General features: G+C 55.1%; 30 protein-coding genes and 5 tRNA genes. 24 read left to right on the top strand and 11 right to left on the bottom strand.

The features are described from left to right. Positions 1–232: 232 nt before the first annotated feature. Both serS and cysG read left to right on the top strand, forming a co-directional pair. Positions 233–1,513 (top strand): serine--tRNA ligase, encoded by a 1,281-nt coding sequence (serS, locus tag IQ22_RS18735; RefSeq protein WP_145144818.1) that lies wholly within the window; start codon positions 233–235, stop codon positions 1,511–1,513. Then, positions 1,513–2,919 carry a siroheme synthase CysG gene (gene cysG, locus IQ22_RS18730; RefSeq protein ID WP_145144816.1) on the top strand — a complete coding sequence of 469 codons (1,407 nt, stop codon included), beginning with the start codon at positions 1,513–1,515 and terminating at the stop codon, positions 2,917–2,919. Before serS ends, cysG begins: the two co-directional genes overlap by 1 nt. Positions 2,920–3,238: 319 nt before the next feature. On the opposite strand, the gene IQ22_RS18725 is transcribed toward cysG, so the two are convergent. From IQ22_RS18725 to IQ22_RS18700, 6 genes are read right to left on the bottom strand one after another with little or no spacing between them, the layout of a single operon-like run. Beyond that, a complete protein-coding gene (locus IQ22_RS18725; RefSeq protein WP_145144904.1) occupies positions 3,239–4,207 on the bottom strand; it encodes a glycosyl transferase family protein in 969 nt (322 codons plus the stop codon). Beyond that, positions 4,204–4,518, bottom strand: a complete 315-nt coding sequence (locus IQ22_RS18720) for a TusE/DsrC/DsvC family sulfur relay protein (RefSeq protein ID WP_145144814.1) — start codon at positions 4,516–4,518, stop codon at positions 4,204–4,206. The genes IQ22_RS18725 and IQ22_RS18720 overlap by 4 nt, the downstream gene beginning before the upstream one ends. Then, on the bottom strand, positions 4,515–4,814 hold the full coding sequence (tusB, locus tag IQ22_RS18715) for a sulfurtransferase complex subunit TusB (protein ID WP_145144812.1): 300 nt from the start codon (positions 4,812–4,814) through the stop codon (positions 4,515–4,517). Before tusB ends, IQ22_RS18720 begins: the two co-directional genes overlap by 4 nt. Continuing rightward, on the bottom strand, positions 4,811–5,170 hold the full coding sequence (gene tusC / locus IQ22_RS18710; RefSeq protein WP_145144810.1) for a sulfurtransferase complex subunit TusC: 360 nt from the start codon (positions 5,168–5,170) through the stop codon (positions 4,811–4,813). The genes tusB and tusC overlap by 4 nt, the downstream gene beginning before the upstream one ends. Further along, the gene (tusD, locus tag IQ22_RS18705) at positions 5,170–5,562 is read right to left on the bottom strand and encodes a sulfurtransferase complex subunit TusD (protein ID WP_145144808.1); all 393 of its coding nucleotides are present in this window, start codon (positions 5,560–5,562) and stop codon (positions 5,170–5,172) included. The genes tusC and tusD overlap by 1 nt, the downstream gene beginning before the upstream one ends. 46 nt (positions 5,563–5,608) lie before the next feature. Continuing rightward, positions 5,609–6,277, bottom strand: coding sequence for a Bax inhibitor-1/YccA family protein (locus tag IQ22_RS18700; RefSeq protein ID WP_145144806.1), 669 nt, complete (start codon positions 6,275–6,277; stop codon positions 5,609–5,611). 125 nt (positions 6,278–6,402) lie between these two features. Between IQ22_RS18700 and IQ22_RS18695 the strand changes: the two genes are divergently transcribed. The 17 genes from IQ22_RS18695 to IQ22_RS18615 all read left to right on the top strand — a co-directional run bounded on the left by IQ22_RS18695 (position 6,403) and on the right by IQ22_RS18615 (position 17,866). Continuing rightward, positions 6,403–6,492, top strand: a tRNA-Ser gene (locus IQ22_RS18695). 132 nt (positions 6,493–6,624) lie between these two features. Continuing rightward, positions 6,625–7,269 carry a response regulator transcription factor GacA gene (gene gacA / locus IQ22_RS18690; RefSeq protein WP_145144804.1) on the top strand — a complete coding sequence of 215 codons (645 nt, stop codon included), beginning with the start codon at positions 6,625–6,627 and terminating at the stop codon, positions 7,267–7,269. 1 nt (position 7,270) lies between these two features. Beyond that, complete coding sequence (uvrC, locus tag IQ22_RS18685; RefSeq protein ID WP_145144802.1) at positions 7,271–9,097, top strand: excinuclease ABC subunit UvrC; 1,827 nt, start codon at positions 7,271–7,273, stop codon at positions 9,095–9,097. A gap of 33 nt (positions 9,098–9,130) precedes the next feature. Next, the gene (pgsA, locus tag IQ22_RS18680) at positions 9,131–9,688 is read left to right on the top strand and encodes a CDP-diacylglycerol--glycerol-3-phosphate 3-phosphatidyltransferase (RefSeq protein ID WP_145144800.1); all 558 of its coding nucleotides are present in this window, start codon (positions 9,131–9,133) and stop codon (positions 9,686–9,688) included. Positions 9,689–9,752: 64 nt separating this feature from the next. Continuing rightward, positions 9,753–9,828: transfer RNA gene (locus tag IQ22_RS18675), tRNA-Gly, on the top strand. A gap of 39 nt (positions 9,829–9,867) precedes the next feature. After that, positions 9,868–9,941: transfer RNA gene (locus tag IQ22_RS18670), tRNA-Cys, on the top strand. Positions 9,942–10,229: 288 nt separating this feature from the next. Beyond that, positions 10,230–10,317, top strand: a tRNA-Leu gene (locus IQ22_RS18665). A 45-nt stretch (positions 10,318–10,362) separates the two neighbouring features. Beyond that, positions 10,363–10,986: a hypothetical protein gene (locus tag IQ22_RS18660; RefSeq protein WP_145144797.1), complete on the top strand. Its 624-nt coding sequence runs from the start codon at positions 10,363–10,365 to the stop codon at positions 10,984–10,986. Positions 10,987–11,081: 95 nt separating this feature from the next. Further along, positions 11,082–11,549 (top strand): hypothetical protein, encoded by a 468-nt coding sequence (locus IQ22_RS18655; protein ID WP_145144795.1) that lies wholly within the window; start codon positions 11,082–11,084, stop codon positions 11,547–11,549. 308 nt (positions 11,550–11,857) lie between these two features. Beyond that, positions 11,858–12,133: a helix-turn-helix transcriptional regulator gene (locus IQ22_RS18650; protein ID WP_158635455.1), complete on the top strand. Its 276-nt coding sequence runs from the start codon at positions 11,858–11,860 to the stop codon at positions 12,131–12,133. Further along, on the top strand, positions 12,130–13,002 hold the full coding sequence (locus IQ22_RS18645; RefSeq protein ID WP_145144791.1) for a hypothetical protein: 873 nt from the start codon (positions 12,130–12,132) through the stop codon (positions 13,000–13,002). The genes IQ22_RS18650 and IQ22_RS18645 overlap by 4 nt, the downstream gene beginning before the upstream one ends. Before the next feature lie 3 nt (positions 13,003–13,005). Continuing rightward, positions 13,006–14,481, top strand: a complete 1,476-nt coding sequence (locus IQ22_RS18640; RefSeq protein ID WP_145144789.1) for a virulence-associated E family protein — start codon at positions 13,006–13,008, stop codon at positions 14,479–14,481. Between the two features lie 674 nt (positions 14,482–15,155). Continuing rightward, complete coding sequence (locus IQ22_RS18635; protein ID WP_145144786.1) at positions 15,156–16,115, top strand: hypothetical protein; 960 nt, start codon at positions 15,156–15,158, stop codon at positions 16,113–16,115. Continuing rightward, positions 16,112–16,306 carry a hypothetical protein gene (locus IQ22_RS18630; RefSeq protein ID WP_145144784.1) on the top strand — a complete coding sequence of 65 codons (195 nt, stop codon included), beginning with the start codon at positions 16,112–16,114 and terminating at the stop codon, positions 16,304–16,306. Before IQ22_RS18635 ends, IQ22_RS18630 begins: the two co-directional genes overlap by 4 nt. Before the next feature lie 197 nt (positions 16,307–16,503). Next, complete coding sequence (locus IQ22_RS18625) at positions 16,504–17,217, top strand: hypothetical protein (RefSeq protein WP_145144782.1); 714 nt, start codon at positions 16,504–16,506, stop codon at positions 17,215–17,217. Further along, positions 17,214–17,582: a hypothetical protein gene (locus tag IQ22_RS18620; RefSeq protein ID WP_145144780.1), complete on the top strand. Its 369-nt coding sequence runs from the start codon at positions 17,214–17,216 to the stop codon at positions 17,580–17,582. Before IQ22_RS18625 ends, IQ22_RS18620 begins: the two co-directional genes overlap by 4 nt. Positions 17,583–17,653: 71 nt before the next feature. Beyond that, on the top strand, positions 17,654–17,866 hold the full coding sequence (locus tag IQ22_RS18615) for a hypothetical protein (protein WP_145144778.1): 213 nt from the start codon (positions 17,654–17,656) through the stop codon (positions 17,864–17,866). A 137-nt stretch (positions 17,867–18,003) separates the two neighbouring features. Here IQ22_RS18615 and IQ22_RS18610 read toward each other — a convergent pair whose 3' ends face one another. Then, on the bottom strand, positions 18,004–18,408 hold the full coding sequence (locus IQ22_RS18610; protein ID WP_145144776.1) for a hypothetical protein: 405 nt from the start codon (positions 18,406–18,408) through the stop codon (positions 18,004–18,006). A gap of 21 nt (positions 18,409–18,429) precedes the next feature. On the opposite strand from IQ22_RS18610, the gene IQ22_RS18605 reads away from it, so the two are divergent. The 3 genes from IQ22_RS18605 to IQ22_RS18595 all read left to right on the top strand — a co-directional run bounded on the left by IQ22_RS18605 (position 18,430) and on the right by IQ22_RS18595 (position 20,474). Continuing rightward, positions 18,430–18,651 (top strand): hypothetical protein, encoded by a 222-nt coding sequence (locus IQ22_RS18605; RefSeq protein WP_145144774.1) that lies wholly within the window; start codon positions 18,430–18,432, stop codon positions 18,649–18,651. Between the two features lie 36 nt (positions 18,652–18,687). Then, positions 18,688–19,413 carry a hypothetical protein gene (locus tag IQ22_RS18600; RefSeq protein WP_145144772.1) on the top strand — a complete coding sequence of 242 codons (726 nt, stop codon included), beginning with the start codon at positions 18,688–18,690 and terminating at the stop codon, positions 19,411–19,413. A gap of 122 nt (positions 19,414–19,535) precedes the next feature. After that, complete coding sequence (locus IQ22_RS18595; protein WP_208733669.1) at positions 19,536–20,474, top strand: hypothetical protein; 939 nt, start codon at positions 19,536–19,538, stop codon at positions 20,472–20,474. Here IQ22_RS18595 and IQ22_RS18590 read toward each other — a convergent pair. Together IQ22_RS18590 and IQ22_RS18585 are read right to left on the bottom strand one after the other, a co-directional pair. Then, complete coding sequence (locus IQ22_RS18590) at positions 20,440–21,510, bottom strand: DNA methyltransferase (RefSeq protein WP_145144770.1); 1,071 nt, start codon at positions 21,508–21,510, stop codon at positions 20,440–20,442. The genes IQ22_RS18595 and IQ22_RS18590 overlap by 35 nt on opposite strands. Before the next feature lie 172 nt (positions 21,511–21,682). Next, positions 21,683–22,981, bottom strand: a complete 1,299-nt coding sequence (locus IQ22_RS18585) for a tyrosine-type recombinase/integrase (protein ID WP_145144768.1) — start codon at positions 22,979–22,981, stop codon at positions 21,683–21,685. A gap of 110 nt (positions 22,982–23,091) precedes the next feature. On the opposite strand from IQ22_RS18585, the gene IQ22_RS23215 reads away from it, so the two are divergent. Continuing rightward, positions 23,092–23,190: transfer RNA gene (locus IQ22_RS23215), tRNA-OTHER, on the top strand. A 69-nt stretch (positions 23,191–23,259) separates the two neighbouring features. On the opposite strand, the gene IQ22_RS18580 is transcribed toward IQ22_RS23215, so the two are convergent. Both IQ22_RS18580 and IQ22_RS18575 read right to left on the bottom strand, forming a co-directional pair. Further along, positions 23,260–24,291 carry a tyrosine-type recombinase/integrase gene (locus IQ22_RS18580; protein WP_145144766.1) on the bottom strand — a complete coding sequence of 344 codons (1,032 nt, stop codon included), beginning with the start codon at positions 24,289–24,291 and terminating at the stop codon, positions 23,260–23,262. A gap of 1 nt (position 24,292) precedes the next feature. Then, on the bottom strand, positions 24,293–24,499 hold the full coding sequence (locus IQ22_RS18575) for a DUF4224 domain-containing protein (protein WP_145144764.1): 207 nt from the start codon (positions 24,497–24,499) through the stop codon (positions 24,293–24,295). A 122-nt stretch (positions 24,500–24,621) separates the two neighbouring features. Between IQ22_RS18575 and IQ22_RS18570 the strand changes: the two genes are divergently transcribed. Further along, positions 24,622–24,819, top strand: a 198-nt coding sequence (locus tag IQ22_RS18570; protein ID WP_145144900.1) for a transposase, incomplete at its 3' end; no start/stop codon positions are given.

Below are 24,819 nucleotides of genomic sequence, written 5' to 3'. Positions count from 1 at the left end.
TTCTATGTCAGTCATATGCTGCCTATTATGATTAAGTCTCATAAGGATAAAGTGCTGAAAAAGCTTTAAGCCTACCTGTACCCCTTGGGCTATAAACTCCTCTCCTCTATATAGCGCGTATCGTGTAAAAATAAAGCGATATGACGGCGCTAGTTGAAAAACAGCCATGACCTCATAGTGATTATCCTGTACGGATAGACATGTATTAATCTAACTTGATACGAGAAACTTTATGCTTGATGCAAAACTGGTACGTACGCAGCCTCATGATGTGGCACAACGCCTTTCTACACGTGGCTTTACATTAGATGTGGCGCGTATCGAGTCATTAGAGTCTGCACGTAAGTCAGTGCAGACGCGTACCGAGGAGCTTCAGGCAGAACGAAACAGTCGCTCCAAGGCTATTGGTCAGGCTAAGGCGCGTGGTGAAGATATTGCTCCCTTGTTGGCTGATGTAGATCGTATGGGAGGAGAGTTGGACTCGGCTAAGCGCGAGTTAGACATTATCCAGTCCGAACTGGATGCCTTGTTACTTGGCCTGCCCAATCTTCCCGATGAATCGGTACCCGTAGGCAGTAGCGAAGATGAAAATATGGAAGTTCGTCGCTGGGGGGCTCCACGCAGCTTCGATTTTGACATTAAGGATCATGTTACGTTAGGGGAAGCTCATGGCTGGCTGGACTTTGAAACAGCGTCCCGCTTCTCAGGTGCACGTTTTGCATTGATGCGTGGGCCGATTGCGCGTCTTCATCGTGCGTTGGCTCAGTTTATGATCAATCTACATACGGGTGAGCATGGCTATGAGGAGGCTTATACTCCTTATCTGGTTCAAGGCGATACATTGCAGGGGACTGGGCAACTACCCAAGTTTGAAGAAGATCTTTTTAAGATCCCGCGTGAAGGAGAAAGCCCCCTGTATTTAATTCCTACTGCTGAGGTTACTTTAACTAATATAGCAGCCGGGAAAATTCTTGACTCTAAGTCGCTACCCATGAAACTGGTTGCGCACACGCCGTGCTTCCGTAGTGAGGCAGGTGCCTCAGGGCGTGATACACGGGGAATGATTCGTCAGCATCAATTCGATAAGGTTGAGATGGTTCACGTCGTTGAGCCGGGCAAATCTTTTGACGCGTTGGAAGAGCTAACTGGCCATGCCGAGAAGGTGTTGCAGTTGCTGGAGTTGCCTTATCGGGTGCTTGCGCTTTGTACAGGCGATATGGGCTTTAGCGCTGTTAAGACATACGACCTTGAGGTGTGGATCCCTAGTCAGGATAAGTACCGAGAAATTTCCTCTTGCTCTAATTGTGGTGATTTTCAGGCTCGTCGTATGCAGGCTCGGTGGCGCAATCCGGAAACCGGCAAGCCTGAGCTGGTGCATACACTCAATGGATCTGGTCTTGCAGTAGGGCGTACTCTGGTAGCAGTACTTGAGAACTATCAGCAGGCTGACGGAAGTATTCGCGTTCCAGAGGTACTCAAGCCTTATATGGCAGGTCTGGAGGTTATCGGTTAATGGAGTTTCTGCCGCTTTTCCATAGCTTGGATGGTCGTCAGGTGTTGGTTGTTGGCGGAGGCGATATCGCCTTGCGCAAGGCTCGCCTGCTTAACGAGGCTGGCGCTTGTCTCAAGGTCGTAGCACCTCATGTGCATCCATCCTTGCGTGAGTTGATCGAGAAAAGCGGCGGGAGGCTAGAAGAGCGCAAGTACACTGCCGGTGACTGTGCCGGCTGTGTATTAATCGTGGCGGCCACTGACATCGAGTCGGTCAATATCCAGGTTTCTCAGGAGGCCAAGATGCTCGGCTTGCCAGTTAATGTGGTTGATTCGCCTGCATTATGTACCGTTATTTTCCCTGCTATCATTGACCGATCCCCTTTGATCATTGCTGTGTCAAGCGGTGGTGATGCTCCGGTTTTGGCTCGGCTGGTCCGCGCTAAGTTGGAAAGCTGGATTCCTGCGGCCTACGGCCAGCTAGCAGGATTGGCGAAAAAATTCCGCTCCCAGGTCAAGCGTCGTTTCGATGATGTACAAGCGCGTCGCGTCTTTTGGGAAGAAGTTTTTCAAGGCGAGATAGGCGAAAAAGTCTTGTCGGGACAAGCATTACAGGCAGAACATTTGCTTACTAAAAAGCTTGAGGGTGAAGTCTCCGCTGTAAGGGGGGAAGTATATCTAGTTGGCGCTGGTCCAGGCGATCCCGACCTTTTGACCTTCCGGGCTTTGCGTTTGATGCAACAGGCCGATGTTGTTTTGTATGATCGTCTCGTAGCGCCTGCCATTCTTGACATGTGCCGACGTGACGCTGATCGTATCTATGTTGGCAAAAAGCGATCCGAGCATGTTGTTCCGCAGGATCAGATTAATCAGCTCTTGGTTGATCTGGCGCGTCAGGGCAAGCGTGTGTTGCGCTTGAAGGGGGGGGATCCTTTTATTTTTGGGCGTGGCGGTGAGGAAATTGAGGAATTAGCGGCGCAGGGTATAGCCTTTCAAGTAGTGCCAGGCATTACTGCTGCAAGCGGCTGCGCGGCCTACGCCGGTATACCGTTAACGCATAGAGATTATGCTCAATCTGTTCGGTTCATAACGGGGCATCTCAAGGACGATACCTGTGATTTGCCATGGCAAGATTTAACGGCGCTTGGGCAAACATTAGTCTTCTACATGGGATTGGTTGGCTTGCCAATAATTTGCGAGCAGTTGATCCGTCATGGGCGTGCTGCTGATACACCGGCTGCTTTGATCCAGCAGGGAACGACAGCGCAGCAGCGGGTTTTTACAGGAACGCTCAAAACCCTTCCTCAGCTTGTTGCGCTTCATGAGGTGCACGCTCCCACATTGATCGTAGTAGGAGAGGTGGTTACGCTTCGCGAAAAGCTCGCTTGGTTCGAAGGCGGTCAGCCAGCGTTTAACCTTGATCGTTAGTCCAGCCTACTGCATCAATAGGGCAGTAATAACAAGCAGATTTATATATCTCGTTTTGATGACTACGTGGCTATCCTAAAATAATACTGCATAGAAGCTTAGAGAGTTGACGATGCGTAGAACAGTCCATAACGGTTAGCGCCCACGTGAACAACCGTTATGGTGTTATTGTTTAGCCCCAGTTGCGGTTCAGCTCGATGCGACATTGAAGTTAACTCAGCGAGCGCTCCTTCTGGACCTAATTAGAGACTCATTGTCATCTTATTCACTATTGCATCTAGGGCTCATAATCAAAGTAAAGGCAGTTTTATTGGGGTGATTAACGTTTATCCCAGTATCGCCGAGCTGTAGAAAAAGCGCTGTCTCGTTTATAGCCAAGCCCTCTGAGTGCAAGCGCCATGGTTGAAAGAACGGCCATTTCACCGTACTCATTCTGAGCTTCTTTTTTCCATACAGCGTTAAGGTGAGTTGGGTCGAGGTATTCAGGTTTTACGTGACGCCGCTCGGATAAAGCGGGCCAGGTCTCATCCCACGCCACGCCATCTTGAGTCCCATAGAGATGAGCATCGCTGTCCGGGTTGAGTTCAACCTCGCCGCCTTCGCCTTTAATGACAATAACTTTATCCTGTAACAGCCGGCTAGCCTCTCGGTGAACAGGTTGATAGCCTGGGTGAAAGATGCTTTGTAAAACACAGTCTGCATTTAGAGGGTTTAGCAGCCTCACTAAAGAGTGAATTGGGGAACGAAGGCCCAAAGTATTACGCAAGTTGATCATGCGTTGAAGCGCCGGCATCCATTGTTCTAGAGAAATGAAGGCCACGTTTTCACGACCGAGTACCGTTGCAACGGCTTGCCAGTCCTGGCAGCGAGAAATGCCGATAGTCTCAAGCAGCTCCTCACTATAAAGACGTCCGGCTGTATGGGCTCCGCCCCCATGTATAAGGATTTTGATGCCGTTACTAGCAAGACATTTAACTGCTAAAAGATACCAGGGGAGATGGCGTTTCTTGCCTGCGTAGCTGGGCCAGTCTATGTCTACCTTTATAGTAGAAGAGGGCAGGCGCGAGCGCACTGCCTCGGTAAATCCAGCAAGCTCCTCGGGGCTTTCCTCCTTATGTCTTAACAGCATCAAGAAGGCGCCAAGCTGAGTGTCCTCGCACTTGCCATCTAGGATCATTTGCATAGCAATTTTAGCTTCCTCACGCGTTAGGCTGCGTGCGCCGCGTTTTCCTTTGCCAAGGATGCGGATAAAAGGAGCGAATGCATGTTCTTCAGGCGTACTGATTATAGGCAATTTGTCGGCCTCGGTAGGCCTGCCAGTTTAGCAGCAAGCTTGGCAGGGGTGCCTTTGAATAAGCGGTTCAGGTGCAGGCTGTTGCCTTTTTCCGGACCGATTCTCTGAGCGATGTACTTAATCAATGGCCGGTTGGTTGGAGAAAGCTGAAACTCATCATAAAAAGCGCGTAGTGCCTGTAGTACTTCCCAGTGTTCATCTGTCAGGATGATGTCTTCTCGACGCGCAAGCTCTTCGGCAACTTCTTCTGACCAGTCTTCTAAATGAACCAGATAGCCATCCTTATCAACCTGTAGGGTGGTCATGTCCAGCTTAATACCTTGTCATGTTCAGTGCATAAGCGTACGAAATCTGCATAGTCGACTTCTGTGAATCGCTCGCAAGGTCTAAGTCCTCGTGCTGCCACGTCTTCAGTTAAGACATAACAGGATATAGAGGTAGATAGATCCTTAAGTAGGATGTATGGCTGGGTGCCCGCTTGCAAGGCGTAAACCGCATCACCTGTTAACAACAGGCTATCCTGCTCCGCTAGCAGTGCCATTCTTTCTTTAAGAGAGGTATCACGAAACGGGGAGGCTGAAAAGATATGCAAAGTTTTCACAGGGTAACCACCAGATCGTATGTTCTTAGCAGGCTGCGTATCTCTTCGCTTGTTAAAACCTTGACAGGTAAATGGAGTGCATGTGTTTCCATGCCGCGTTCAATAAGGCTCACTTTTGAAGCATAGAGATGTTCAATTCCAAAAAGAGACAGAGCTTGTAGGTTCGCGCTGGTGTCTTTTTGTTCTAAACGGGAGGGCTGTTGGGATGAGGTGAGTTGAAATACTCCGTCCTCCATGAAAAGCAAGGCGATTGGGAGATCAAATGCTCCGCCAGCCAATGCAGCATCCAGTGCTTCGCGTGCGCTCATCCCTGCCCATGGGGCCTGGCGACTGATTATTAGCATCGATTTAGCCATCAGGAGTCTCCAAAGCAGACAAGGCGGTCAGACTGCTGAACAGCTTCATGTAATTGCCCAAGACCTGAAAGCTGCCAAGGAGCCTTTACGGTAATTGTCTCTCGGCTATAGCGTTGGGATTCATTGCAATCTAGCAGTCCACGGCGAAGGGCTGCAGAGATACAAACTACTGCGTCCAGATCATGCTGCTTAACAAAAGTCGTCCATGCCTCTGCTATGTCAAGCTCATCTTGTGGAAACACAGTCGCATGAGAAGCGTTATATACCCCTTCTCGATAAAAAAAGATTCGCTCAATTGAGTGAGCATTTGCCAATACGGCCTCTGCGAAGCGCAAAGCTCGGCGCGAGGCAGGTGAATGAGCGGGAGAAAATAAAGCGATAGTAAATTTCATAAGCAAAAAGGCCCGCCGAAGCGGGCCTGTTCAGTTCTCGTGTCGTTTAGTCGTCACTGCTGGCAAGGCCGAGCAATTGAAGCAGGCTCACGAACAAATTGTATATCGAGATGTATAGGCTGATGGTGGCCATAATGTAATTGTCTTCGCCGCCATGAATAATTGCGCTGGTTTGAAAAAGGATTGCTGCTGAAGAAAACAATACGAATCCTGCGCTAATAGCTAACTGAAGGCCGCTAATGTTGACAAAAAGCGATAGCAGGATAGCTCCTAGCAATACCCAGAAACCAGCCATCAAAAAGCCTGACAAAAAGCTCATGTCCTTGCGAGTAATCAGGACATAAGCTGAAAGGCCAAAGAAGACCAAAGCAGTCATGCCTAGCGCAGAAGAAATAATTCCTGCGCCATTAGGGAGGCCTAGGTACATGTTCAGGATTGGACCTAAGGTGTATCCCATAAAGCCAGTAAGGGCAAAGGTGCTGACAAGGCCCCAACCACTATTACGCAATTTGGCAGTTAAGAAAAACAGGCCATAGAAACCAATCAGAACGACAAATATATTGGGATAGGGGACTCGCATTTGCTGAGAAATGTAGGCAACGAGGCCGCTGAAAGCCAGCGTCATTCCCAGCAGTGCATAAGTGTTGCGAAGCGTGCGACTTACATCACGATGCTCCGTAACTGCAGGATTGAAAGCGTATTGACGCTCGTTCATAGCGAAACTCCTAATGAGGTTTCAGACATCTTACTAGGACAGCATAATAACAAGTCTTTGATAAAAAATAGATTTAAGTGTTTGACAACGTATTACATTGAGTTACTATGACGGCCCGCAATTGCGGAGGTGTGGCCGAGTGGTTTAAGGCAACGGTCTTGAAAACCGTCGAAGGGGAGACTCTTCCGTGAGTTCGAATCTCACCGCCTCCGCCATCTTTATTCCTTCCAGTATCGTTTCTTCACCTTCGACTTGTGTATAGTCTCAACAAGTTTCCTTTGCATTGAGCCTGTAAGGTCCTCTTAGGCTTGTAATTGGCTTTTGCATCAAGTGTTACGAGGTGCGCGGTGATTAAAGTACTAGTGGTCGATGATCATGATCTAGTGCGTGCTGGGATTATCCGTATGTTGGCGGATGTTCAGGGCATTCAGGTTGTTGGTCAGGCGGATTCCGGTGAAAACGGTATCAAACTCGTTAGGGAGTTGAAGCCGGACGTTGTTCTAATGGACGTCAAGATGCCGGGAATCGGTGGGCTTGAGGCAACGCGCAAGCTGCTTCGAAGCTATCCGGACATTAAGATCATTGCAGTTACGGCTTGTGAAGAGGATCCTTTTCCCACTCGTCTGCTTCAGGCTGGCGCTGCTGGCTATTTGACGAAAGGGGCGGGGATTGACGAGATGATTACGGCAATTCGTCAGGCGTTTTCCGGTCAGCGTTATATAAGTGCTCAAATTGCTCAGCAGTTAGCGCTTAAGTCTTTTCAGCCGCACAATAGCGGATCGCCCTTTGATCTTCTTTCCGAGCGTGAAATTCAAATTGCGCTGATGATTGCAAATTGTCACAAGGTGCAGTTCATTTCGGACAAGCTGTGCCTTTCTCCTAAAACAGTTAATACTTATAGATATCGTATCTATGAGAAGCTATCAATCAGTAGTGATGTAGAGCTAGCGCTGTTGGCTGTTCGTCATGGAATGGTTGACGCAACGAGTTGAGATGACCGAAAAGTTTGATCCTTCTGCCTTTCTAGCAGGTGCAAGCTCTCGTCCAGGTGTGTACCGCATGCTGGATGAAGACGGTAAGGTTCTTTATGTTGGCAAGGCAAAGAACCTCAAGAAGCGCCTCTCCAGCTACTTTCGTAAAGTAGGTCTTGCTCCTAAGACAGCTGCCTTGGTTGCGCGTATCGCTCAGGTTGAAACTACTATTACGGGAAACGAAACCGAAGCCTTGCTGCTTGAACAAAATTTAATCAAGCAGTTGCGTCCTCCTTACAACATTTTACTGCGCGACGATAAGTCATACCCTTATGTCTATCTTTCAGCTCAGGATGAATATCCCAGGTTGGCTATCCATAGGGGCGCAAAAAAGGAGCGCGGCCGTTATTTTGGGCCTTACCCAAGTGCCGGAGCTATTCGAGAAAGTCTTAATTTGCTGCAAAAGGCATTCATGGTGCGCCAGTGTGAGGATGGCTTTTTTAAGAATCGCACTAGGCCTTGTCTGCAGTACCAGATAAAGCGCTGTAAAGGGCCTTGTACCGGGCTTGTTTCCCAAGAAGAATACGCCGAGGACGTTCGCCACTCCGCCATGTTTTTAGAAGGGCGGAGTAATGCGCTAGCTGAAGAGCTCAATACTGTTATGGAAAAGGCTGCCTTGTCTTTGGACTTTGAGCGGGCTGCAGAGGTGCGAGACCAGATTGCGCTGGTGCGGCGTGTTCAGGATCAGCAGAGTATTGAGGGTGGTAGTGGTGATGTAGATATAGTGGCCGGCTTGGTCAACCCGGGCGGCGCTTGTGTACATCTAGTTACTGTTCGTGGCGGGCGTGTTTTGGGTAGTAAAAACTTTTTTCCGCAAGTAGGCGTTGAGGAGGAGGTGAGCGAGGTATTGCTAGCGTTTTTGGGGCAGTATTACTTAGCTCATATGGAGCGTGACCTTCCTAGTGAGGTTATAGTCAACACTACTCATGACGATTTTCCTACACTTGTTGCTGCTTATCATGAGCTGCACGGGCGAACATTAGATATTTCTCATCGAGTTCGTGGTACGCGAGCTCGTTGGCAGCAATTGGCTGTTACGAATGCTGAGCAGGCTCTTAATACTCGGCTCGCTAATCGGCAGCATATGGCTGCGCGTTTCGAAGCATTAACCGAAGTGCTGGATTTGAGCGAAACTCCGCAGCGCTTGGAATGCTTTGATATTAGTCATTCCAGCGGAGAGGCAACGGTCGCATCGTGTGTAGTATTCGGTCCTGAGGGGCCCATTAAGTCAGATTATCGGCGTTATAACATAGAGGGTGTTGTAGCGGGTGACGACTATGCAGCCATGCATCAAGCGTTAACGCGGCGTTTTAGTAAGCTTAAGGAAGGTGAGGGTAAGTTGCCGGATATCTTATTGGTAGACGGTGGCAAAGGGCAATTGGCAATGGCGCGTGATGTACTACAGGAACTAGCTGTTCCCGATCTTATTTTATTGGGGGTTGCCAAGGGAGTAACGCGTAAGCCAGGTCTGGAGACGCTTTTCCTGAATGACCCGTCGAATGAATTTTCATTGCCGGGAAATTCGCCTGCTTTGCATCTCATTCAACAGATACGCGACGAAGCGCATCGTTTCGCAATTACCGGGCATCGAGCAAAAAGAGCTAAAGCTCGCCGTACATCAAGTTTGGAGGATGTGCAAGGGGTGGGTCCTAAGCGTAGGCGAGATTTGCTCAAATATTTTGGCGGTTTACAGGAGCTTGGTAGAGCTAGTGTTGATGAGATTGCAAAGGCGCCAGGTATCAGTAAAAAACTGGCTGAGCAGATTTATGCTTCTCTGCACAGTGAGTAGAATGCCAATACATTCCATATTTTAGCCGTGCTGATGAACATTCCAAATTTGCTTACCGTTCTGCGCGTTCTGCTTATTCCTTGCTTTATTGCCTTGTTCTATTTGCCTGTTTATTGGAGCTACTGGGCAGCCAGCGGGGTGTTTGCGTTAGCTAGTATCACAGATTGGCTGGACGGTTATCTGGCTCGTCGCCTTGGGCAGAGTACGCCTTTTGGGGCGTTCTTGGATCCGGTGGCGGATAAGCTCATGGTGGCGGTAGCGCTGGTTCTTCTTGTTCAGGAGCATGCGACTATTTGGCTTACGTTGCCGGCGACAATCATTATTGGGCGAGAAATTGTAGTGTCGGCGCTTCGTGAGTGGATGGCTGAGCTTGGAGCTAGGGCGCAGGTGGCTGTTTCTAATCTAGGGAAATGGAAGACGGCTGCTCAAATGGTTGCATTGATCATTCTGCTGGCTAATCCGCCGCAATTGACTTTTTGGGTTTTTGCGGGATATGTGCTCTTGATAGTAGCTGCTGCGCTTACACTATGGTCCATGTGTAATTATCTGTTGGCCGCATGGCCGCATCTCAGTCTCGCTAAGAAAAAATAACTTTTTTGAATCAATGAGTTGACAGCGTCTCAGGATTGTATAAAATGGCGCCCGTCACCAAGACGCGGGAATAGCTCAGTTGGTAGAGCACGACCTTGCCAAGGTCGGGGTCGCGAGTTCGAGTCTCGTTTCCCGCTCCAGTTAGTTAGTAAGTGTCGTGATAGCGATGGTTACTTTGAGGCCGGGTGGCAGAGTGGTCATGCAGCGGATTGCAAATCCGTCTACGCCGGTTCGATTCCGACCTCGGCCTCCACTATAAAGCCCTGCAGATCATGAGTCTGTAGGGCTTTTATTTTAACGAGTAATGAGCGGCAAAGCAGTAGTCTTGTGCTGTTGCTAGTAGGTATTTATAGTGCCTCGTCGTTCAAGGGTATGTGTTGCTACCCTAATCGCGCTACCGCCCGGATGGCGAAATCGGTAGACGCAAGGGACTTAAAATTACTGCGCTCTGGCTGCTGACGAGCTATGAAGACGTTGTAATCCCGCCCTGCTGCGGCGGGCGGAAAAGAGGTAAACGGGCTGCAAAGCCCCGTAAATGCAGGCCTGGGTGGTGAAATGGTATACACAGCGGACTTAAACTCCGCCGCCGCTAAAACGGCATACGGGTTCGAGTCCCGTCCCAGGCACCATCAAAAAACCGTCCAGCGAACCGTCTGGGCAGTCGCTCCGCTCCTATGAATATCGACGAAGCCGACAAGGAAATCGATAGCCAAGCCATAGCCGAGGCTGAGCAAGCGGCGCTCAACGAGTGGAACAAGCGGCCTACCGCTGAGCGTGAAGCACTCCTACAGCTTGCCCGCACTGTCTGGCAAAGCACCGTCGAGCTGGAAACTGCAACCGCAATAGCCTCGCCCATCGTGTCTGAACTCAAAAGGTTCCGGGAACGCTACATCAGCCTGGTGGAATCGCTATCGGATGAAGCGCGGGGTTCTCTTGACTTCACCGCTCTCTACACGTCGAATCTTCCGATGGCTAAACCAGTTCCTCCTGACGAAGTGATGGGCGTGCACCAGCCCATCTCATTCCTGCACACGATAGACGAGACTATCGAGGTTCTTCCATCAGCACAGCGCGGCCCGAAGCCTACGGCAAGGGACTCGGGCGTCAGTACTGCCGCCATTCGCGCAGTTGCGGAACAGCTGGAGCTTCGTAGTTACGGCACAGGCAGCAGCCGGACAATGGCGCCGGATGAAAGGTTGCTTTTCTCTATCTGCAAGCAGATTGACGTTCGGGTCACCGCACCAAACGTGCGCCATGCACTCAAGAATCTTACCTCCCGTAAACTCTCCCCAAAATAGCTCGAATTAACGGGGACGATCGCCGTTCTTGGTTTTGTAATCATGCGCTCCACCAGGCCGCAATGAGGTGGCCTCGGTTCAAAGGGGAGCACAGCATGGGTATCCACAGCCGCATAGCAGACATTGAGCAAGGCTTTGGCCGCGCAATGGGCATGATGAAGGAAGCGCTTGAAGACCAGATCATCACTGCCGAGCAACAGGTCATGCGCTCGCTTAGCGATGTGAAGTTACTTCTCGCCGAAAAAGATCGCGTTTTGCAGCTTGGCACTTGGAGCGATTGGAGCGCCGACGATATTCGACACTTACTCGAAGAACTGCGGGTCGGGCATTCAGTTGACACCACTGGCACGGTTCCGGGAGGTGCGCTTGCCACTGTCTCGCTGGGTCTGGCATTGGAGCTGGACTTTGCCCAGCGGGAGCAGGAGGAAATCGCGATCGGCGGCATTCGTTCGCTGGCGGATACCCTGAGCTGTTCAACGGAAACGGAAGCATCCCGCGACCTCTGCGAGCAGATCATTGCGCTGGTCGATACCTACCGTACAGACCAGAAAGCACCGCACTAACCCACAGTTACCACTCCGGCCCGGTCTGGCAGGTGCTGCACCTGCTGGGCTGGCCTGCGAGCCGTGAGACAGTCCGTGCACCATCTCAGGAACGGGGTGCAGGTGTCAGGAGTAACGCGCCGCCCGTTGCTGTTGGGAGCGCAGATACCGGAGAATTGTTTTTTGTCGGCAGTTAAGGAGCTTCGGCGGCTCCTTCCCATGAAGGGATGCCAGACAGCAACGCCTCAGATTGTCGGGTCGAAGGGGCGACGCGGGGCCAGAGCGTGAGATGGCTGCGCCGAATCTCGACGCCAATCCGGAGTAAAACCATGTCGAACAGTAATGTTCGTGGTTCCGGGGGCGTGACCGAGTCCGCCCCGAACCACAAATCCCCAGTAGAAATCGTAAGCCCCAAGCGGTGGCTCCGTGCCAAGGAGGGTGCCGAGTACCTGGGCCTCTCCGTCCCGCATCTCGCCCGCTTGCGTGAAGTGAAGAAAGGCCCGCCGTATCGCAAGCACGGGGTTGTTGTCCTCTACGACGTTTGCGAGCTGGATGCCTTCGTAGAAACTCTGCCTCGCGTTGAGACAAAAGGGGGAGGCCTGTGAACAGCATCCTCAATGAAAGAAGCCCCCGCCAGGGAGAAGACCTGGCAGGGGCCGCTAACGAAGTGACTCGACTAGTACGAGGCGAATCTTCCCCTACGGGAGCAGCCCAGCCAACCACCGACACTGCTGCTGCTGTCAGTTTCTTGCAGTGGCTCCGCCCCGAAGGACCGTGGCTGCTGGTCGTCAAACACCCCGAACGGAACGGGTTCCGACCCAAGCTGTTCTCGCCTGGGCAAGAGGCCGACCTCGTCCAGTGGCTGGCGGGCCTGTCCTCGCAGAACGTCTATTATCACCTGAACACCACTCGCGACGGGCTGGAAAAGAAAGCCGCTAAGTCGGACGTTACCGCCGTCCGCTTCCTGCACGTGGATATCGACCCGCGTGCCGGGGAGGACGTGGGCGAGGAGCGCCAGCGCATCCTGAACCTTCTCACTTACAAGCTGCCGGCAGGGGTGCCGCTGCCCACCACAATCATCAATTCGGGTGGGGGCTATCAGGCACTCTGGGCGCTGCGCGAGCCGATCCCGTTGGACGGTTCCGAGACCCAGACGGCAGAGGCCGAGCGTTACACTCGCTGGCTGGAGGGCGTGTTCGGCGCCGACAACTGCCACAACGTGGATCGCGTCCTGCGCCTACCGGGAAGTATCAATAACCCGGACGCCAAGAAGCGGGCGAAGGGCCGCATTGCCGCCCTAGCCACCATCGTGGAGTTTCACCCTGAGCGCCTCTACGGCCTGGAGAGCTTCCAGCAGGCTCCGGCCCAAGGTGCCGCCGCGCCCGCTGCAGTGCGAGCTCCTAGCGCGGCTCTCACCGCTGTCTCGCTGGGCGATGTGGAACGCTTGGACTCGGTAGATGACTTGGACAAGTAGAAGGTGCCCGACTGGTTGAAGGTGCTCATTGTCCAGGGCAAGGACCCAGACGAGCCCCACAAGTACGCCAGCCGCTCCGAGGCGCTGTTTGCCGTGGCTTGTGGGTTGGTGCGCCAGGGTGTGCCGGGTGAGGTGATTTTTTCGGTTCTCACCGACGGATCGTTCGGCATTGCCGAATCGGTGGTCGAGAACAAGAGTCCAGAGAAGTACGCCCACCGTCAGATTGAGAAGGCCCATGAGGCGGTGGCCCAAGACGTTACCTGGAACCCGATCAACGCGAAAACAGGAATGCCGCTGAAGAGCCTGCATAACACCATCACAGCCCTCCGGCTGATTGGTCTGGAGTGCAGCTATGACCTGTTCCGCCGCCGGAACATGGTCGGCCATCATCAGATGCAGGAGCTCTCAGGCGAGTTCTCTGACATGGCCGAGGTGCTGATTCGGCGCGAAATCCGCTGCCGCTTCGGCTTCGATCCGGGCAAGGAGTACGTCCGCGACGCGGTGCTGGAGCTGTGCGCCCTGGGCAGCTTCGACCCGCTTCTAGATCATCTGCGCGGCTTGCCAACCTGGGACGGGATGCCCAGGTTGGACTCCTGGCTCGTTCGCTATCTGGGCGCAGAGAATTCGCCCTACATCCGGGCGGCTGGCGCTACCTGGCTGGTGGCAGCGATGGCCCGAGCCTTCGAGCCGGGCACCAAGTTCGACCACATGCTGGTGCTCGTCGGTGCCCAAGGACGTGGAAAGTCGTCAGCTCTCAATATCCTCGCCAGGGATTTCTTCAGCGACGCAAATTTCCTAGGCGCGAAGGACACCCGCGAGGTCTTGGAAGCAACCGAAGGCGCATGGATCGTCGAATGTGCCGAGCTGGCAGGAATGCGCCAGAAAGACGTGGAGACGCTGAAGCACGAAATCACCAAGGAGGAAGACCGAGGCCGCCCCGCCTATGCGCGGACTGTCGTGTCTGTGAAGCGTCGCTTCGTTCTGGCGGGCACCACCAACAGTCCGCGCTTCCTGCACGACGAGACGGGCAACCGTCGCTTCTGGCCGGTCGAGGTTGGCGAGATCGACCTAACTGGACTGCTAGCTGACCGCGACCAGCTCATGGCCGAGGCGCTGGCTCGCTACCGCAGCGGCGACTTCCAGTTGTTCTTGGCAGACGAGGCGCTGGAGGGCGCCCAGGAGGCCCAGGAGGCCCGCCGCACCGTGGAGGAGGGCTTACTGGACTTCGCTGAGAGTCTGCAGCCGGAAGGTCTCTACGAAGGCAAGGCAGCCATCCGCACAAGTACAGTGTATGAATCCATGAACATTCCGGTGGAGCGCCGGGGCGGGCGACTCCTCTCTGATGTGCGCCGGGCGATGGAGGAAGCTGGGTGGAGGGCGACGTCTAGTTCTGTGCGCTGGCAGGGCAAGAAGCAGCGCCTGTACCTGTGGGCGAAGAATGAACCGCCACCGCCGCTTGTTTCGGCACAACCATTCTAACCATGCGGGGGCTTCGGCCCCCGTTTTTGTGCGCGCCCGCTGGGGCGTTCCGCCCGCGTTCCGGGCAGCGTTCCGAGCTGTGAGCCTGTAGAGACGCGCGTTCTAGGCCCGGAACGCTCGGAACGCTGGTATATGGAAGCTAGCCTCCTGCCTACTGCCCAGGCATCACACTGCTGTGGTGCTCTCTGCTCTGCTCCTACCTTTTACCTGTTTTTTTACGTTCCGAGCGTTCCGGGGGGCTAGGAGCCTGTATCTACGCGGGATTGGGCCGGAACGCTGGACCTGCTGCTGGCGTTCCGGCCCGCGTTCCGGCGTTCCGCTCTAGGCCGCCCCGGCTGTATCTTCTGCGTTATCCATTTCAACTGACACATCGCGCCCGTGCACGGGAGCCGCCCCGCCAGTGCGTTCCCGCCTTCTGGGCCGCCCTCGCAGCCAGCACCGCGCCCAGCCGGCTACCCCGCCTGGGCCGCGCCACTGCTCCTAGACCCGCCTAGGACAGTGAAGCGGAATACCACTGGCAAGTTCGAGTTACCGCGCCCTGCCCGCCAGCTAAGGGGTGCAACCACATTTCCGTGGACGAACCGTGGGAGCGAACCGTCTAACGCGTTAAAACTGATATCGCCGCTTCCGCCTTGCCGAGATGATTCCTTGAGATGCAAAGGCCGGAGGACCGCATGACATTCACGGCACGCGCCCGAAGCGGCACCGAAACTCACTACCAGATCGAGAGAGACGAAGACGAGTTGCCGCAAAGCTCTGAGCAGGGGCTAGCAGCTGCCGTTTTGCTCCAAGCGTGGAGCGACGCCAGCGCAACGCCGCTGACGGTGAAGTATGGCAAGGGCTTCGGTTCGCCCGAACGGATAGTCCGCTCAGCGCGTCGCTTCCTGACCGCTCAGCTTCCGTGTCCCTGGGCTCGCTATTTACCGGCCCGCTATCAGTTGAAGACGAGACCATCCGCTTGCGTGCGGTGGCCGTATTCGGAGAGGGATATTGAAATGAGTATCAAACCTAAGACCGGAGGCGGCGCGCGTCCCGGCGCCCCTGTGGGCCGTAAGCCGGGCATGCCAGTGGCGAACGCTGCGATGACGGACGAAAGGAAAGCCGTGTTCTTGTCGGAGCTAGGTAAGCACGGGATCGTGACTGCCGCCGCTCGTGCCGCTAGCCCACACGCCCAAGGCACTTGCGCCCCTTCCTTCTACATCCTGCGCCGCAACGACCCAGAATTTGCGGCAGCCTGGGACGATGCCATCGAACAAGCAACGGGCAGCGTGGAACTGGAGCTTCATCGCCGCGCCGTGGATGGCTACGAAGAGCCCGTATACCAGAAAGGCGAATTGGTCGGCACCGTCACCAAGTACAGCGACCGCCTGTTGGAAATCCGGGCCAAGGCGCTGATGCCAAACAAGTACATCGAGCGGCGAGCCGTCGAACTCAGCGCAAATCTTAACGTTACCCAGGAGCTGTATGGAGGCCACGCGCTGACCTTGAAGCCTGAGGACGTTCTTCTTCTGGATGAAGGTGAACGAAGCCACTTGCTGATGCTGCTGGGCAAGATCGCCCGGGCTCGTGGCGAGTTTGTGGAAGGTGAGCTTGTACAGTCCGGGCCAGCGGGCTACCTGGGGACTTGCGAATGATCCGATCGTTTCTGACCTATGCGCGGGGGCTGGTCGAATACGAGGCCGAAAACGGCGTACCGGCACGGGCGACGCCGTTTGGCTTCTTGATGCCGGACTATCAGCAGAACGACGCGGGCATGGACCTGTGGGAAAAGCAGTTCGGCGAAAAGGCGAAGGGAACAACCCGAGTGCCAATCCCAGGGCCTTAGAAAGTCCGCGTCTCGCTCGGACGAACCGGCTAACACGCCGCAGCTCTCGTCTCGCCCGGCCACTTGGGTAACTAGACATTACTCGGCCTGTTCTGGCCGCCAAAACTGACAGCGCCTCCTGGATGCCTGGGGAATGATTCTCTTGCAGGTGCTGGGAGTGGTTCCCGGTGCCGCCTTATCCAAGGTGGAGAAGCCGCATGTCCAAACTCAAAATCAAACGTGTACTCAATCGAGGCCACGTCCAAGAACTCCGCGCCTCGCTGAAGAACCATGAAGCGACCTTGCGCGAACTACGCGAAGCCGTAGTGAATGCTCCCGCTGTTGCCTTCAAACGCGCCCTGGAAGAGGTAGGTCGAATCGACATGCCCAAGTCCGAGCGCGAGCTGTTCGCCCGTCGCAAGGCCGATACTCAAGTGAAAGACGTTCGCAAAGCTGCCCGTGAGCGGGCCGACGCAATCAAGAAAGACTTGGCTGGTGCTCGCGAGCTGCTGGCCCTGTCGAAAGACGCGCTATCGAACCCGTTCGCTGTGCTGGATTCGCAGACCCTGGGCGATACCCGCCGTGCGACCTACATGGCGAATCTCGTGGGCGCTGGCCCGCTGGCGCTGAAACACGCCGCCGAGCAGGCAGCCGCCACCAACGACGCGGCCCTTGCCGCAGCTGTCATTAGCGTACTGGAGCGGATGCCGACCGCTGACCGCCCGTTCTTCCCGCAGGCGGTGTTAGGTATCTTCCCGGACGATCATGAAGTGTTCCAGCCCATGCGCGAATACCTCGACGCCGAACGCGCTTTACAGGATTCGGTGTCCCTGTTCAGCGAAGTGATTAACGGCTCCGCGACCACTACCGGCAAGATCAGCCGGGGCTTGCGTACTCAGGACGCGCCGGAAGCCGAAAGGGGGGAGGCATGAGCGATTTAGCGAGCCTTTCCAATGATGAACTGGCACAGCGAATCTTTGACACGCTAACCGATACCGAGGCAGCCGCTCTTGGTTCTGCCTGCATGATCGCCAACGCACTGGGCCACGACCGACCCGACGTGAAGACGGCCCGCACCTGCTGCGAGCTGGTAGGCGAAAAGCCCGACCGCCTGATGGCCTTCCTTGGATACGTTCCGCTGAAGGGCCACCCGAACGGCTGGGTCAACGTCGAGAAGGGCTCGAACGGCCCTGGCCTAGTCGGCAGCGAGCAGAGCCTGGGCCTGTTTGTCTTCCGCCAGCTTGGAGGCGTCTTCCGCGCCAATCTGCGCAGCAACCAATCTTCCAAGGAGCAATGACAATGCCGCAATTCATTTTGTACGCCGACCAGCCCCAAACCCGCCGCGCCGACGGCGTCAACACTGTCGTAGTGGTCGCCGCTGACGCCGCATCCGCCCCGGCTGCGGCCCGCGCCCTTGTGCGTGGTGTTGCCCCGGACGCCTTCAATGACTTCCGAACCGTAGCCCTGGGCGCCGCAACCGAATTTGCTGTCGAGGGCTCGCCGCTTGTTGGTCGCCCGGACAATGCTGAAGGCTTCCCCACCCTTGGCCGCGGCGGCCAGCGGACGCTGATGCCTGCCTAGACCGAACTCCTGTGGCGCCCCTTGCCCGGAACCGAAAGAACCGGGCTTTTTACCTTTAGGCAGTGCGTTTAGACGGTCCGCCATGCCAGTAACTACCGGCCACCCTGAGCAGACCAGCAGTAGACAGTAACTACGACTTACTGGGCCGCTTCTGGCAGCGCGAAGGTTCCGCGCCCGACACAGGCGATGGTGTGGCCTACACGGCGGGCAGTGTCGATGGTCGAGCGTGCCTTCTTCTGATCCATACCCAGCATCTCGGCCAGCTCGGCGACGGTACGCGGGCCGCTAGCGAGCGCTGCCAGGAGTTCATTGACGCGCGCCTTGAGTCCGGCGGGCTGGGCCTTGGCCTGGGCGGTGGTTGCGCCATCTACGGGCTCCTCGGCAGTGCTAGGCGCGGTGACGGGAGCTGCCCCAACTGCGGCTGGGGTGACGGGATCCTGCACGCTCTCGGCCTGCTCCGGCGCAACCTCGACGGGCTCTTCCTGGGCAGCCTCTTCGAATTGGATGAGCTGCGGCTCGATCAAGGCCCAGACCTGCTGCATGCCCTTGGCGCGTTTTAGGAATTGCTTGGTGTTCTTGCCGGTGACGCTGTTGTAGTAGGCCAGCAGGTCAGCGGTGGAGACTCTATTCAGGTCGGCGAAGCAGGTTATAGCGGTGTCAGCAATGGACACGGTGGTCATGGCGGTTCTCGTTTTCTGGCTGGCCAGGTGGCCCCGGTCGGTAATGGGAATCCTGTCCAGCTTGCTGAAGGTCGACAACAAGAAGAGTTGCAATCGCTGACGTAAGGCCGTCGAATGTAGGCATGATATTCGGAGGAGCCCATGGGCGACGGCGCAGACGAAGAAAGGCAAGAGCATCAACGTTGGGTGGCCAATTACTTCAGGGGGAAGATTGACGAATTCAGCTATCGGCTGGAGGAAATCGTCTCCGCGTGCGATACCTCGTTGGCGTGCGCCATGGCGGATCAGAACCACCCAGGAGGGACTGGGAAGGCCGTAACCTACGGATTCTCGGCTTTCTCCAACCTTGTCCAAACTCTTAAGGATTCGGCCTCTTCTTTTCTCAACAGCGAAATCACGTGGCGACCAATCAAGGCGTTGCGCCACGGCCAATTTTTCTACATGAGCCGGAACGCTGCTACGCACGATGGAAACCCGATCATCAGCTGCTGGGTGGACGGATACTTCTACATCCCTTCAGACATTAGAAGACTGGATAACAACGGGAAGCTCATAGTAATCCCAGCTCCGGCGGCAGATGTTCGCACTGTTTGTCTGGAATTCAGTGCGGACTTCGCGCACTTGCTGACCGAACGCTTATCCGGCATGGAACGCACGTCGTTCCTCCTTGGGACTTCATATGACCCCGACGAGGTGGCGGCCTTTATGGATTCGGACCGTGTGCCGCAGTTTGCTAAGGAGCTCTTTGCTCAGAGTGCGGAGCAGTTCGAGGCGGTCGTAAGCGCTTGCAAGTTTGATCCCGTAGAGGACTCTGTCGCCAAACTGGCCACCCTGGGTCGTTGGTGCGAAGCGCGGCTACAGCCGTAAACGGTCCGTCCAGGCGAGCGGCGGACCGCGCAACGCGTGCCATGCCTGGGAGATAGGGCGATTCCCAAGGACTAGAGGTTACTGGTGGCAACTGGACATGATGACCGGTCGGCGTTAGGCTCATGCATTTGCGCGGGGGCGAAATGCAGACTAGAGATGTTCTTCGACTTGGTGCTCAGCACCTTCAAAGTATGGCCGGGCACGACTTTGATGTTTTGACAGTAACTCGACCAGTTAGCCCGGAGGCCGCAGTTAACCTGTCAAAGATTGTCTCCAAACTTTCTCCAATGGTTGGGAACCTGATCGAGTTTAACTCGGTAGAATTTCTGAACGAGCAGTCGGAATTCGCTGGCTACGGTGAATGGCATCGCCAAGACCCAGGGTTTCCGGACACTATTTTCCAGGGGAATGTTTTTCCCACGCCTGGTTTCGAAATTAAGGCGTGGTTTCCCTTGGCAACGGAAATTACGGCTCGCTTCAAAGATAGTCAAAGGCATTTTGCCGACGATCAGACGTATGTGGCCATGCTTGCGTGGTTGCCCGAAATGGTCATCTACGGAAAGCCAAAGATTATCGGCGTTTGTGTTGTCTCTGGGCTTTCCGTCGCCCAGGCCCGTGACAACCATTACCACAACCCGCCGGATTACCTAGTTCTTGAGCCAGAAGATACGAGTTTGCGCACTGTCAATCTGCAGCAAACGAATACCAATGGCTTCAAGTTCCAAGGCACACCCGAGCAGTTCGCAGAAGCCAAACGGCTTGTTGCCAGTTGGGGACTAAATGGCCACCTTTATCAGCCAACTCCTGAATACCACGCCCTTCTGCGCCAATTGCTGCAGCGGTATCCCTACCGATTAGATACCAACTACGCCAAGATGGATCGAATCGTCCACCCAGAAATTGAAGCCTTCAAGACCTGGGTGTATCAGCAGACGATTCACGGCATGACGGTTCTCCAGTGGAATCGCCTTCTGAGCAAGGGCGCTGACTGGCAAATCCGCCAAGCATTGGAAACCCACCTCGGCATCAGAGAAGAAGATGCTGAAGACCTTCTGATCTGAGACGCTCAAGCCCAAAATGGAAATAGGTCGGGTCAATTTCAGCTGAATAGGCCCGCCTACCCAAGCGATGGGCTGCTACGCATGCGGAGAACAAGCCTCCAAACGGCTCCCATACGACATCACCGGTATCCGTGGTCGCTTCGATGATTTGTGACATCAGGTCTAGCGGCTTCTGATTAAGGTGCACCGCCTTTCCGCCTGGAACCGAGAAGCGTTCACTGCCACGGAGTGCTGGGCGTTCCCAGACGTTGGTGACCCCGTACGGGCATTTGAACTTCGAACGCATCTTCGCCCAATCGTCCGCCATCCCTGGGCTCACCCCGTCCAGCGAAAAATAGGGCCTGCCTGCTGGATTGCCGTGTTCATTCGCGTACGCCTGGAGCTTCTCGAACATTTCAGGTGGGGGGAAATACCAAAGGTGCCCTTTATCCAAATACTTTCTGGCCGCAGCGTCTTTAACACCGCAGGCAGTGTTTGCTGCCCGCCTGGGCAGGCCGGAGCGAGCCCATTCGCCGATTAACCATTCCCGGAGCGGTGCACCTTGGACGCGGGCTTCCATTACATACTGGACGCAAACTTCAGTTGTAACCGGAAAACGTCTGATTTTGCTGGTGTTGACGTTTCCCGCAATATGACCTTTGCCCTTGTTCCAAATGTTCGCGTTTACATACCGCCAGCCATATTTCTCAAGGATAGGGTGCGCCGCAGCCCAGCCAATCTCGCTGTTCCAGAACCACAGAGTTGTTTGTGCCGTTGCCCGGCTTGACCATGCAGCAATGTGAGGCTCATACCACTCTGGAATTCCGGTATGGTCCGAGGTATCACCTTCGAAGCCCAATACGCCATATGCGCCATCACTCACGATACAGGTTGGGGTTTCCCACTTTTCGTAATGCTGCAGGCTGTCGCCGAACGAAACGGTGACTAGATCGTTCTGCCAGTGTTCATCATCCAGGGGGGCGGCTCTTGTAATGGCCTTGCCTCGCCCCACAGTGCTAGTCCTATCCCGCTTGGCGGGCTTCGTAATATCATCCATCGTGTCATCCAAAATGTGGTGCCGCGGTGCGTCTCGCGGTTCGCATCAAAGTAGGCAGCTCGAACTGCTGGTCTCGATGTGGCGAACCAGCAATCAGTACTCCCTTGTGACTATCGAAGGTACCGAGCGCAAAGCCCACCATGATACCTGCTGTGGGTCGGCCGGGCGAACGTCACGCTACAGCCCGCCTAGCAAGCGGCAGGACGTTACCGTGAATCTGGCCCAGCAAGTAGGCCGATACGCGACCCTGCGCCTCTCTGAGCGTTGCTCCAAGCGCCGAGCCGTGGATGTAACCGCCCGTCACCCCAGGCAGTTGATGGTTGAGCAGGAGCTTGATGGTAAACGGGTCCATGCCCACAGCAGCGGCGGCGGTTGCGTATGAGTGGCGCAGAGCATGCGGGTTGACGAGACCTTCGCCAGTCACATGGGCCTGGGTGATGTGCCCCTTGTTGGAGAAGTGCGACGGAAAGAGCCAAGGGTAGTCCTTGCCAAACACGTCGGCATTTTCCTTGATTCGCTGGCGCAGCATCTCAACCAGAAACGCAGAGAGCGGCAGGTCAAAGGCCCGCTTTGGCCCTCCCTTCGGATTGGGCACATGCAGGAAGCCATTCTCCAAGTCTAAATGCTCAACGCGGGCCTCGCTGGCGGCTCCCCGACGCATGCCCGTAAACGCGAGGAAGATGTACCAGTCTCGCGTTACCGGGTTGCGAAGCCCTTGAACCGCCGCCCAGAAGGCAGGCCAGTCGGTAACGATGACGCTCCGGCGCTTTTCGTCGTTGAAGTCCACCGCGTCGGTGGGCGGCGGGGGGAGGTCGCGCAGCTTGCGGCGAGCGTGACGGTAGACCGCTCGGACGAGGCGCATGGTCTGGTTGGCCGCCACTGGGCCGTTGTTCTTGGTGATGGTGCGGTGACGCTCATCGACGCCCAAGGTGTCATCGCCAATATCTCGCAGCGGACGGTCGGTCCAATCCTTTAGGTAACGCTCAAAGAGATTGTGGTAACCCTGCACAGTGCTTGCGCGGCGTGCCTTGCGCTCGCAGCGGTCGATATATGAGTCCAGCGCCTGGCCGAAGGTAAACTCCTTCTTCGGCACAGGGATGGCTTTGGGCTCTGCTGGCTTGTTAGGGTCGATGCCCGCCCGGAGCTGTGCGGTCACTTCCTGGGCCTTTGCTCGGACAGCCTCGATGGAAAGAAACTGCTTGGCATTACCTAACCGAACACGGCGGGTGCCAAGCTTTACCCGGCGCCCCTGGGCATCACGATCTTCAGAATACAAGTCGCGCTGAACTGCGAACGACTTGGAGTTGGCATTTACGACGACCATCAACCCCGGCGTGAGGGTATCGCGGACAGAGTACGACAGAACTCTGCCGAGCTCGTCGCGCTCGGCTGGCGGCAGGTTATCGACAAAGCGAATGGTTAGCTTGGTGGGGGCGAATGTTGCCATGTGATTGCTCCTTGGTTGGCCCAAGAGGCAGCGCACCGTCCGCGAACCGTGCAGGTTGCGGACCGGGGATGCCTCTTGATGCTGAACTCTTGAGCAAACGCCCTACGCAGCCAATCAGTTTGTTGAGAGGCGGTGCCTAGATGCTTCAGAATGCCGCTAGCGGATGTGAGGGCATGAACTTAAAATCCCTCGGAGGAAACTCCGTGCCGGTTCGATTCCGGCTCCGGGCACCAACAACCATGCGGGTTCGAGAGTTTCGAGCCCTGAAAAACCGGTCCGCAAAATCAGAGGCCGGTCCGCAATTATCGGGTAGGAGTGATTTTCTTACCCTTTCGCTCTCTGATGTAGGCCTCGGTCATGACGACCGTGGTGTGTCCCAACTGGTCACGGTCCTGAAGGATATCACCACTCAGTTCAGCTTTGTCAGTACCTGCTTTAGCGCGTAGATCGCGAAGCTGGAATGAAGCTTTCGATACACCTGCCGCTTCCCTGGCTTCATCAAATCGACTTCTAAGCATGCTGGCCGTCATTGGCGTTCCGTCTTCTGTGACAATCAGCTTTGTCGACCTGACTTTGTGCCCTGTCTTCCTGGCCATGATTCGGTCAACCAATACTGCTAACTGCCCGCTGATCTCAATCCGGCGCTTTGCTTTGGTCTTGGATTGCGTTACCCAGATATGACCCTCTCTGATATCGCGCTCATCCATCCTGAGCGTATCACCCACTCGCTGGCCAGTTAGGTAGGCGAGATCCATCGCATCCCTCAGGCCTGCATCGGCCGCATCGTGTACTGCCTTGTACACCGAGTCCTCGATGTATACGTCCCTTCCTGTCTCTTTATTACCCTTTACCCCTGAACATGGGTTCGCCAGTGCTGTATAGCCTGTCTCCCTGGCGAAGTTCCAGATTGCTGAAAGTAGGGCCTTTTCCCGATTTGCTCGAACCTTGGCATCCTTCCGATAATGCAGGTACTGCCTGACATGCTGAGGCTGGATAGCATCGAGCGGCGCCGGTGGATCACCAAAGAACGTAAGCAGTTGCTTTAGCTCCCGGGCATTGTCTTTCTGTGTGGCGGGTGACTTGGTTGGAACCACTTCCTCAAAGTAGCGGCTTGCCACATAGGGGAAGGTAATCGTGTTTTGCTTGATAGCATCTGCCGTTCTATCTCGCTCAAGCTCGGCGTATTTCATGATCGCCAGGCCGTAATCGCTGCCTAGTGGAATCTCTTTCCGGGGCTTGCCGCCTGCATCGTAGTAGTAATAAACGGTCCTACTTGGTTTCTTACGTTCTCTCAGTCGAGCGATTGAGCCCGGCTTACTTGGCCTTCTTCCCATATCAGCCTGCCTTTCGTGGCGTCCATGTTGGTTTCTCTTCAGGTGCTTGTACGCCGCCAAGGACTGCTGAGGCAGTAACGGCCGGCCAGCCATTGGCTTTGATCGTGTGCCGTATACCATTTTTCTTGAGATTGGCAATCTGACCAGCTTTGTTTTTTGCCCCGGTCAGCTCGCACACCTCAGCGTGAGTAAGAAATAAAGCGCTCATAGATGCCTCCTGCAGGGCAGGTATATATTGAACAAGCCCCCTGAAACACCGGACACCGTTTTCCCCTTACCATAAGGGATAGGCAAACGGTCGTGTTTATGACTACCAACAAAGACAGACATATTGAAGTGCTCGGCCAAGAGCGGCGTCGCCGTTGGAGCGTCGAGGAAAAGCTCATCATGGTTCGCGAGAGCCTGGAGCCGGGGCAAAGCGTTTCCGTCGTGGCTCGGCGCAACGGCATCAACCCCAACCAGTTATTCCATTGGCGCAAGCTTTATCAGGACGGCAGCCTCTCAGCGGTCAGTACCGGTGAGGCTGTG

The organism is Pseudomonas duriflava (assembly GCF_007830155.1).
Taxonomy (GTDB): Bacteria; Pseudomonadota; Gammaproteobacteria; order Pseudomonadales; family Pseudomonadaceae; genus Chryseomonas; species Chryseomonas duriflava.
The sequence above is the reverse complement of the archived record's forward strand: the minus strand, read 5'-3'. Positions and strand labels throughout refer to the sequence as shown.

What these genes read in the sequence shown, in the direction of transcription:
- serS (WP_145144818.1), top strand. Translation starts at nt 233, where the DNA reads ATGCTTGATGCAAAACTGGTACGTACGCAGCCTCATGATGTGGCACAA.
- cysG (WP_145144816.1), top strand. Translation starts at nt 1,513, where the DNA reads ATGGAGTTTCTGCCGCTTTTCCATAGCTTGGATGGTCGTCAGGTGTTG.
- IQ22_RS18720 (WP_145144814.1), bottom strand. Translation starts at nt 4,518, where the DNA reads ATGACCACCCTACAGGTTGATAAGGATGGCTATCTGGTTCATTTAGAA.
- tusC (WP_145144810.1), bottom strand. Translation starts at nt 5,170, where the DNA reads ATGGCTAAATCGATGCTAATAATCAGTCGCCAGGCCCCATGGGCAGGG.
- tusD (WP_145144808.1), bottom strand. Translation starts at nt 5,562, where the DNA reads ATGAAATTTACTATCGCTTTATTTTCTCCCGCTCATTCACCTGCCTCG.
- IQ22_RS18700 (WP_145144806.1), bottom strand. Translation starts at nt 6,277, where the DNA reads ATGAACGAGCGTCAATACGCTTTCAATCCTGCAGTTACGGAGCATCGT.
- uvrC (WP_145144802.1), top strand. Translation starts at nt 7,271, where the DNA reads ATGACCGAAAAGTTTGATCCTTCTGCCTTTCTAGCAGGTGCAAGCTCT.
- pgsA (WP_145144800.1), top strand. Translation starts at nt 9,131, where the DNA reads ATGAACATTCCAAATTTGCTTACCGTTCTGCGCGTTCTGCTTATTCCT.
- IQ22_RS18660 (WP_145144797.1), top strand. Translation starts at nt 10,363, where the DNA reads ATGAATATCGACGAAGCCGACAAGGAAATCGATAGCCAAGCCATAGCC.
- IQ22_RS18655 (WP_145144795.1), top strand. Translation starts at nt 11,082, where the DNA reads ATGGGTATCCACAGCCGCATAGCAGACATTGAGCAAGGCTTTGGCCGC.
- IQ22_RS18650 (WP_158635455.1), top strand. Translation starts at nt 11,858, where the DNA reads ATGTCGAACAGTAATGTTCGTGGTTCCGGGGGCGTGACCGAGTCCGCC.
- IQ22_RS18635 (WP_145144786.1), top strand. Translation starts at nt 15,156, where the DNA reads ATGACATTCACGGCACGCGCCCGAAGCGGCACCGAAACTCACTACCAG.
- IQ22_RS18630 (WP_145144784.1), top strand. Translation starts at nt 16,112, where the DNA reads ATGATCCGATCGTTTCTGACCTATGCGCGGGGGCTGGTCGAATACGAG.
- IQ22_RS18625 (WP_145144782.1), top strand. Translation starts at nt 16,504, where the DNA reads ATGTCCAAACTCAAAATCAAACGTGTACTCAATCGAGGCCACGTCCAA.
- IQ22_RS18620 (WP_145144780.1), top strand. Translation starts at nt 17,214, where the DNA reads ATGAGCGATTTAGCGAGCCTTTCCAATGATGAACTGGCACAGCGAATC.
- IQ22_RS18610 (WP_145144776.1), bottom strand. Translation starts at nt 18,408, where the DNA reads ATGCAGCAGGTCTGGGCCTTGATCGAGCCGCAGCTCATCCAATTCGAA.
- IQ22_RS18600 (WP_145144772.1), top strand. Translation starts at nt 18,688, where the DNA reads ATGGGCGACGGCGCAGACGAAGAAAGGCAAGAGCATCAACGTTGGGTG.
- IQ22_RS18595 (WP_208733669.1), top strand. Translation starts at nt 19,536, where the DNA reads ATGCATTTGCGCGGGGGCGAAATGCAGACTAGAGATGTTCTTCGACTT.
- IQ22_RS18590 (WP_145144770.1), bottom strand. Translation starts at nt 21,510, where the DNA reads ATGGATGATATTACGAAGCCCGCCAAGCGGGATAGGACTAGCACTGTG.
- IQ22_RS18580 (WP_145144766.1), bottom strand. Translation starts at nt 24,291, where the DNA reads ATGGGAAGAAGGCCAAGTAAGCCGGGCTCAATCGCTCGACTGAGAGAA.
- IQ22_RS18575 (WP_145144764.1), bottom strand. Translation starts at nt 24,499, where the DNA reads ATGAGCGCTTTATTTCTTACTCACGCTGAGGTGTGCGAGCTGACCGGG.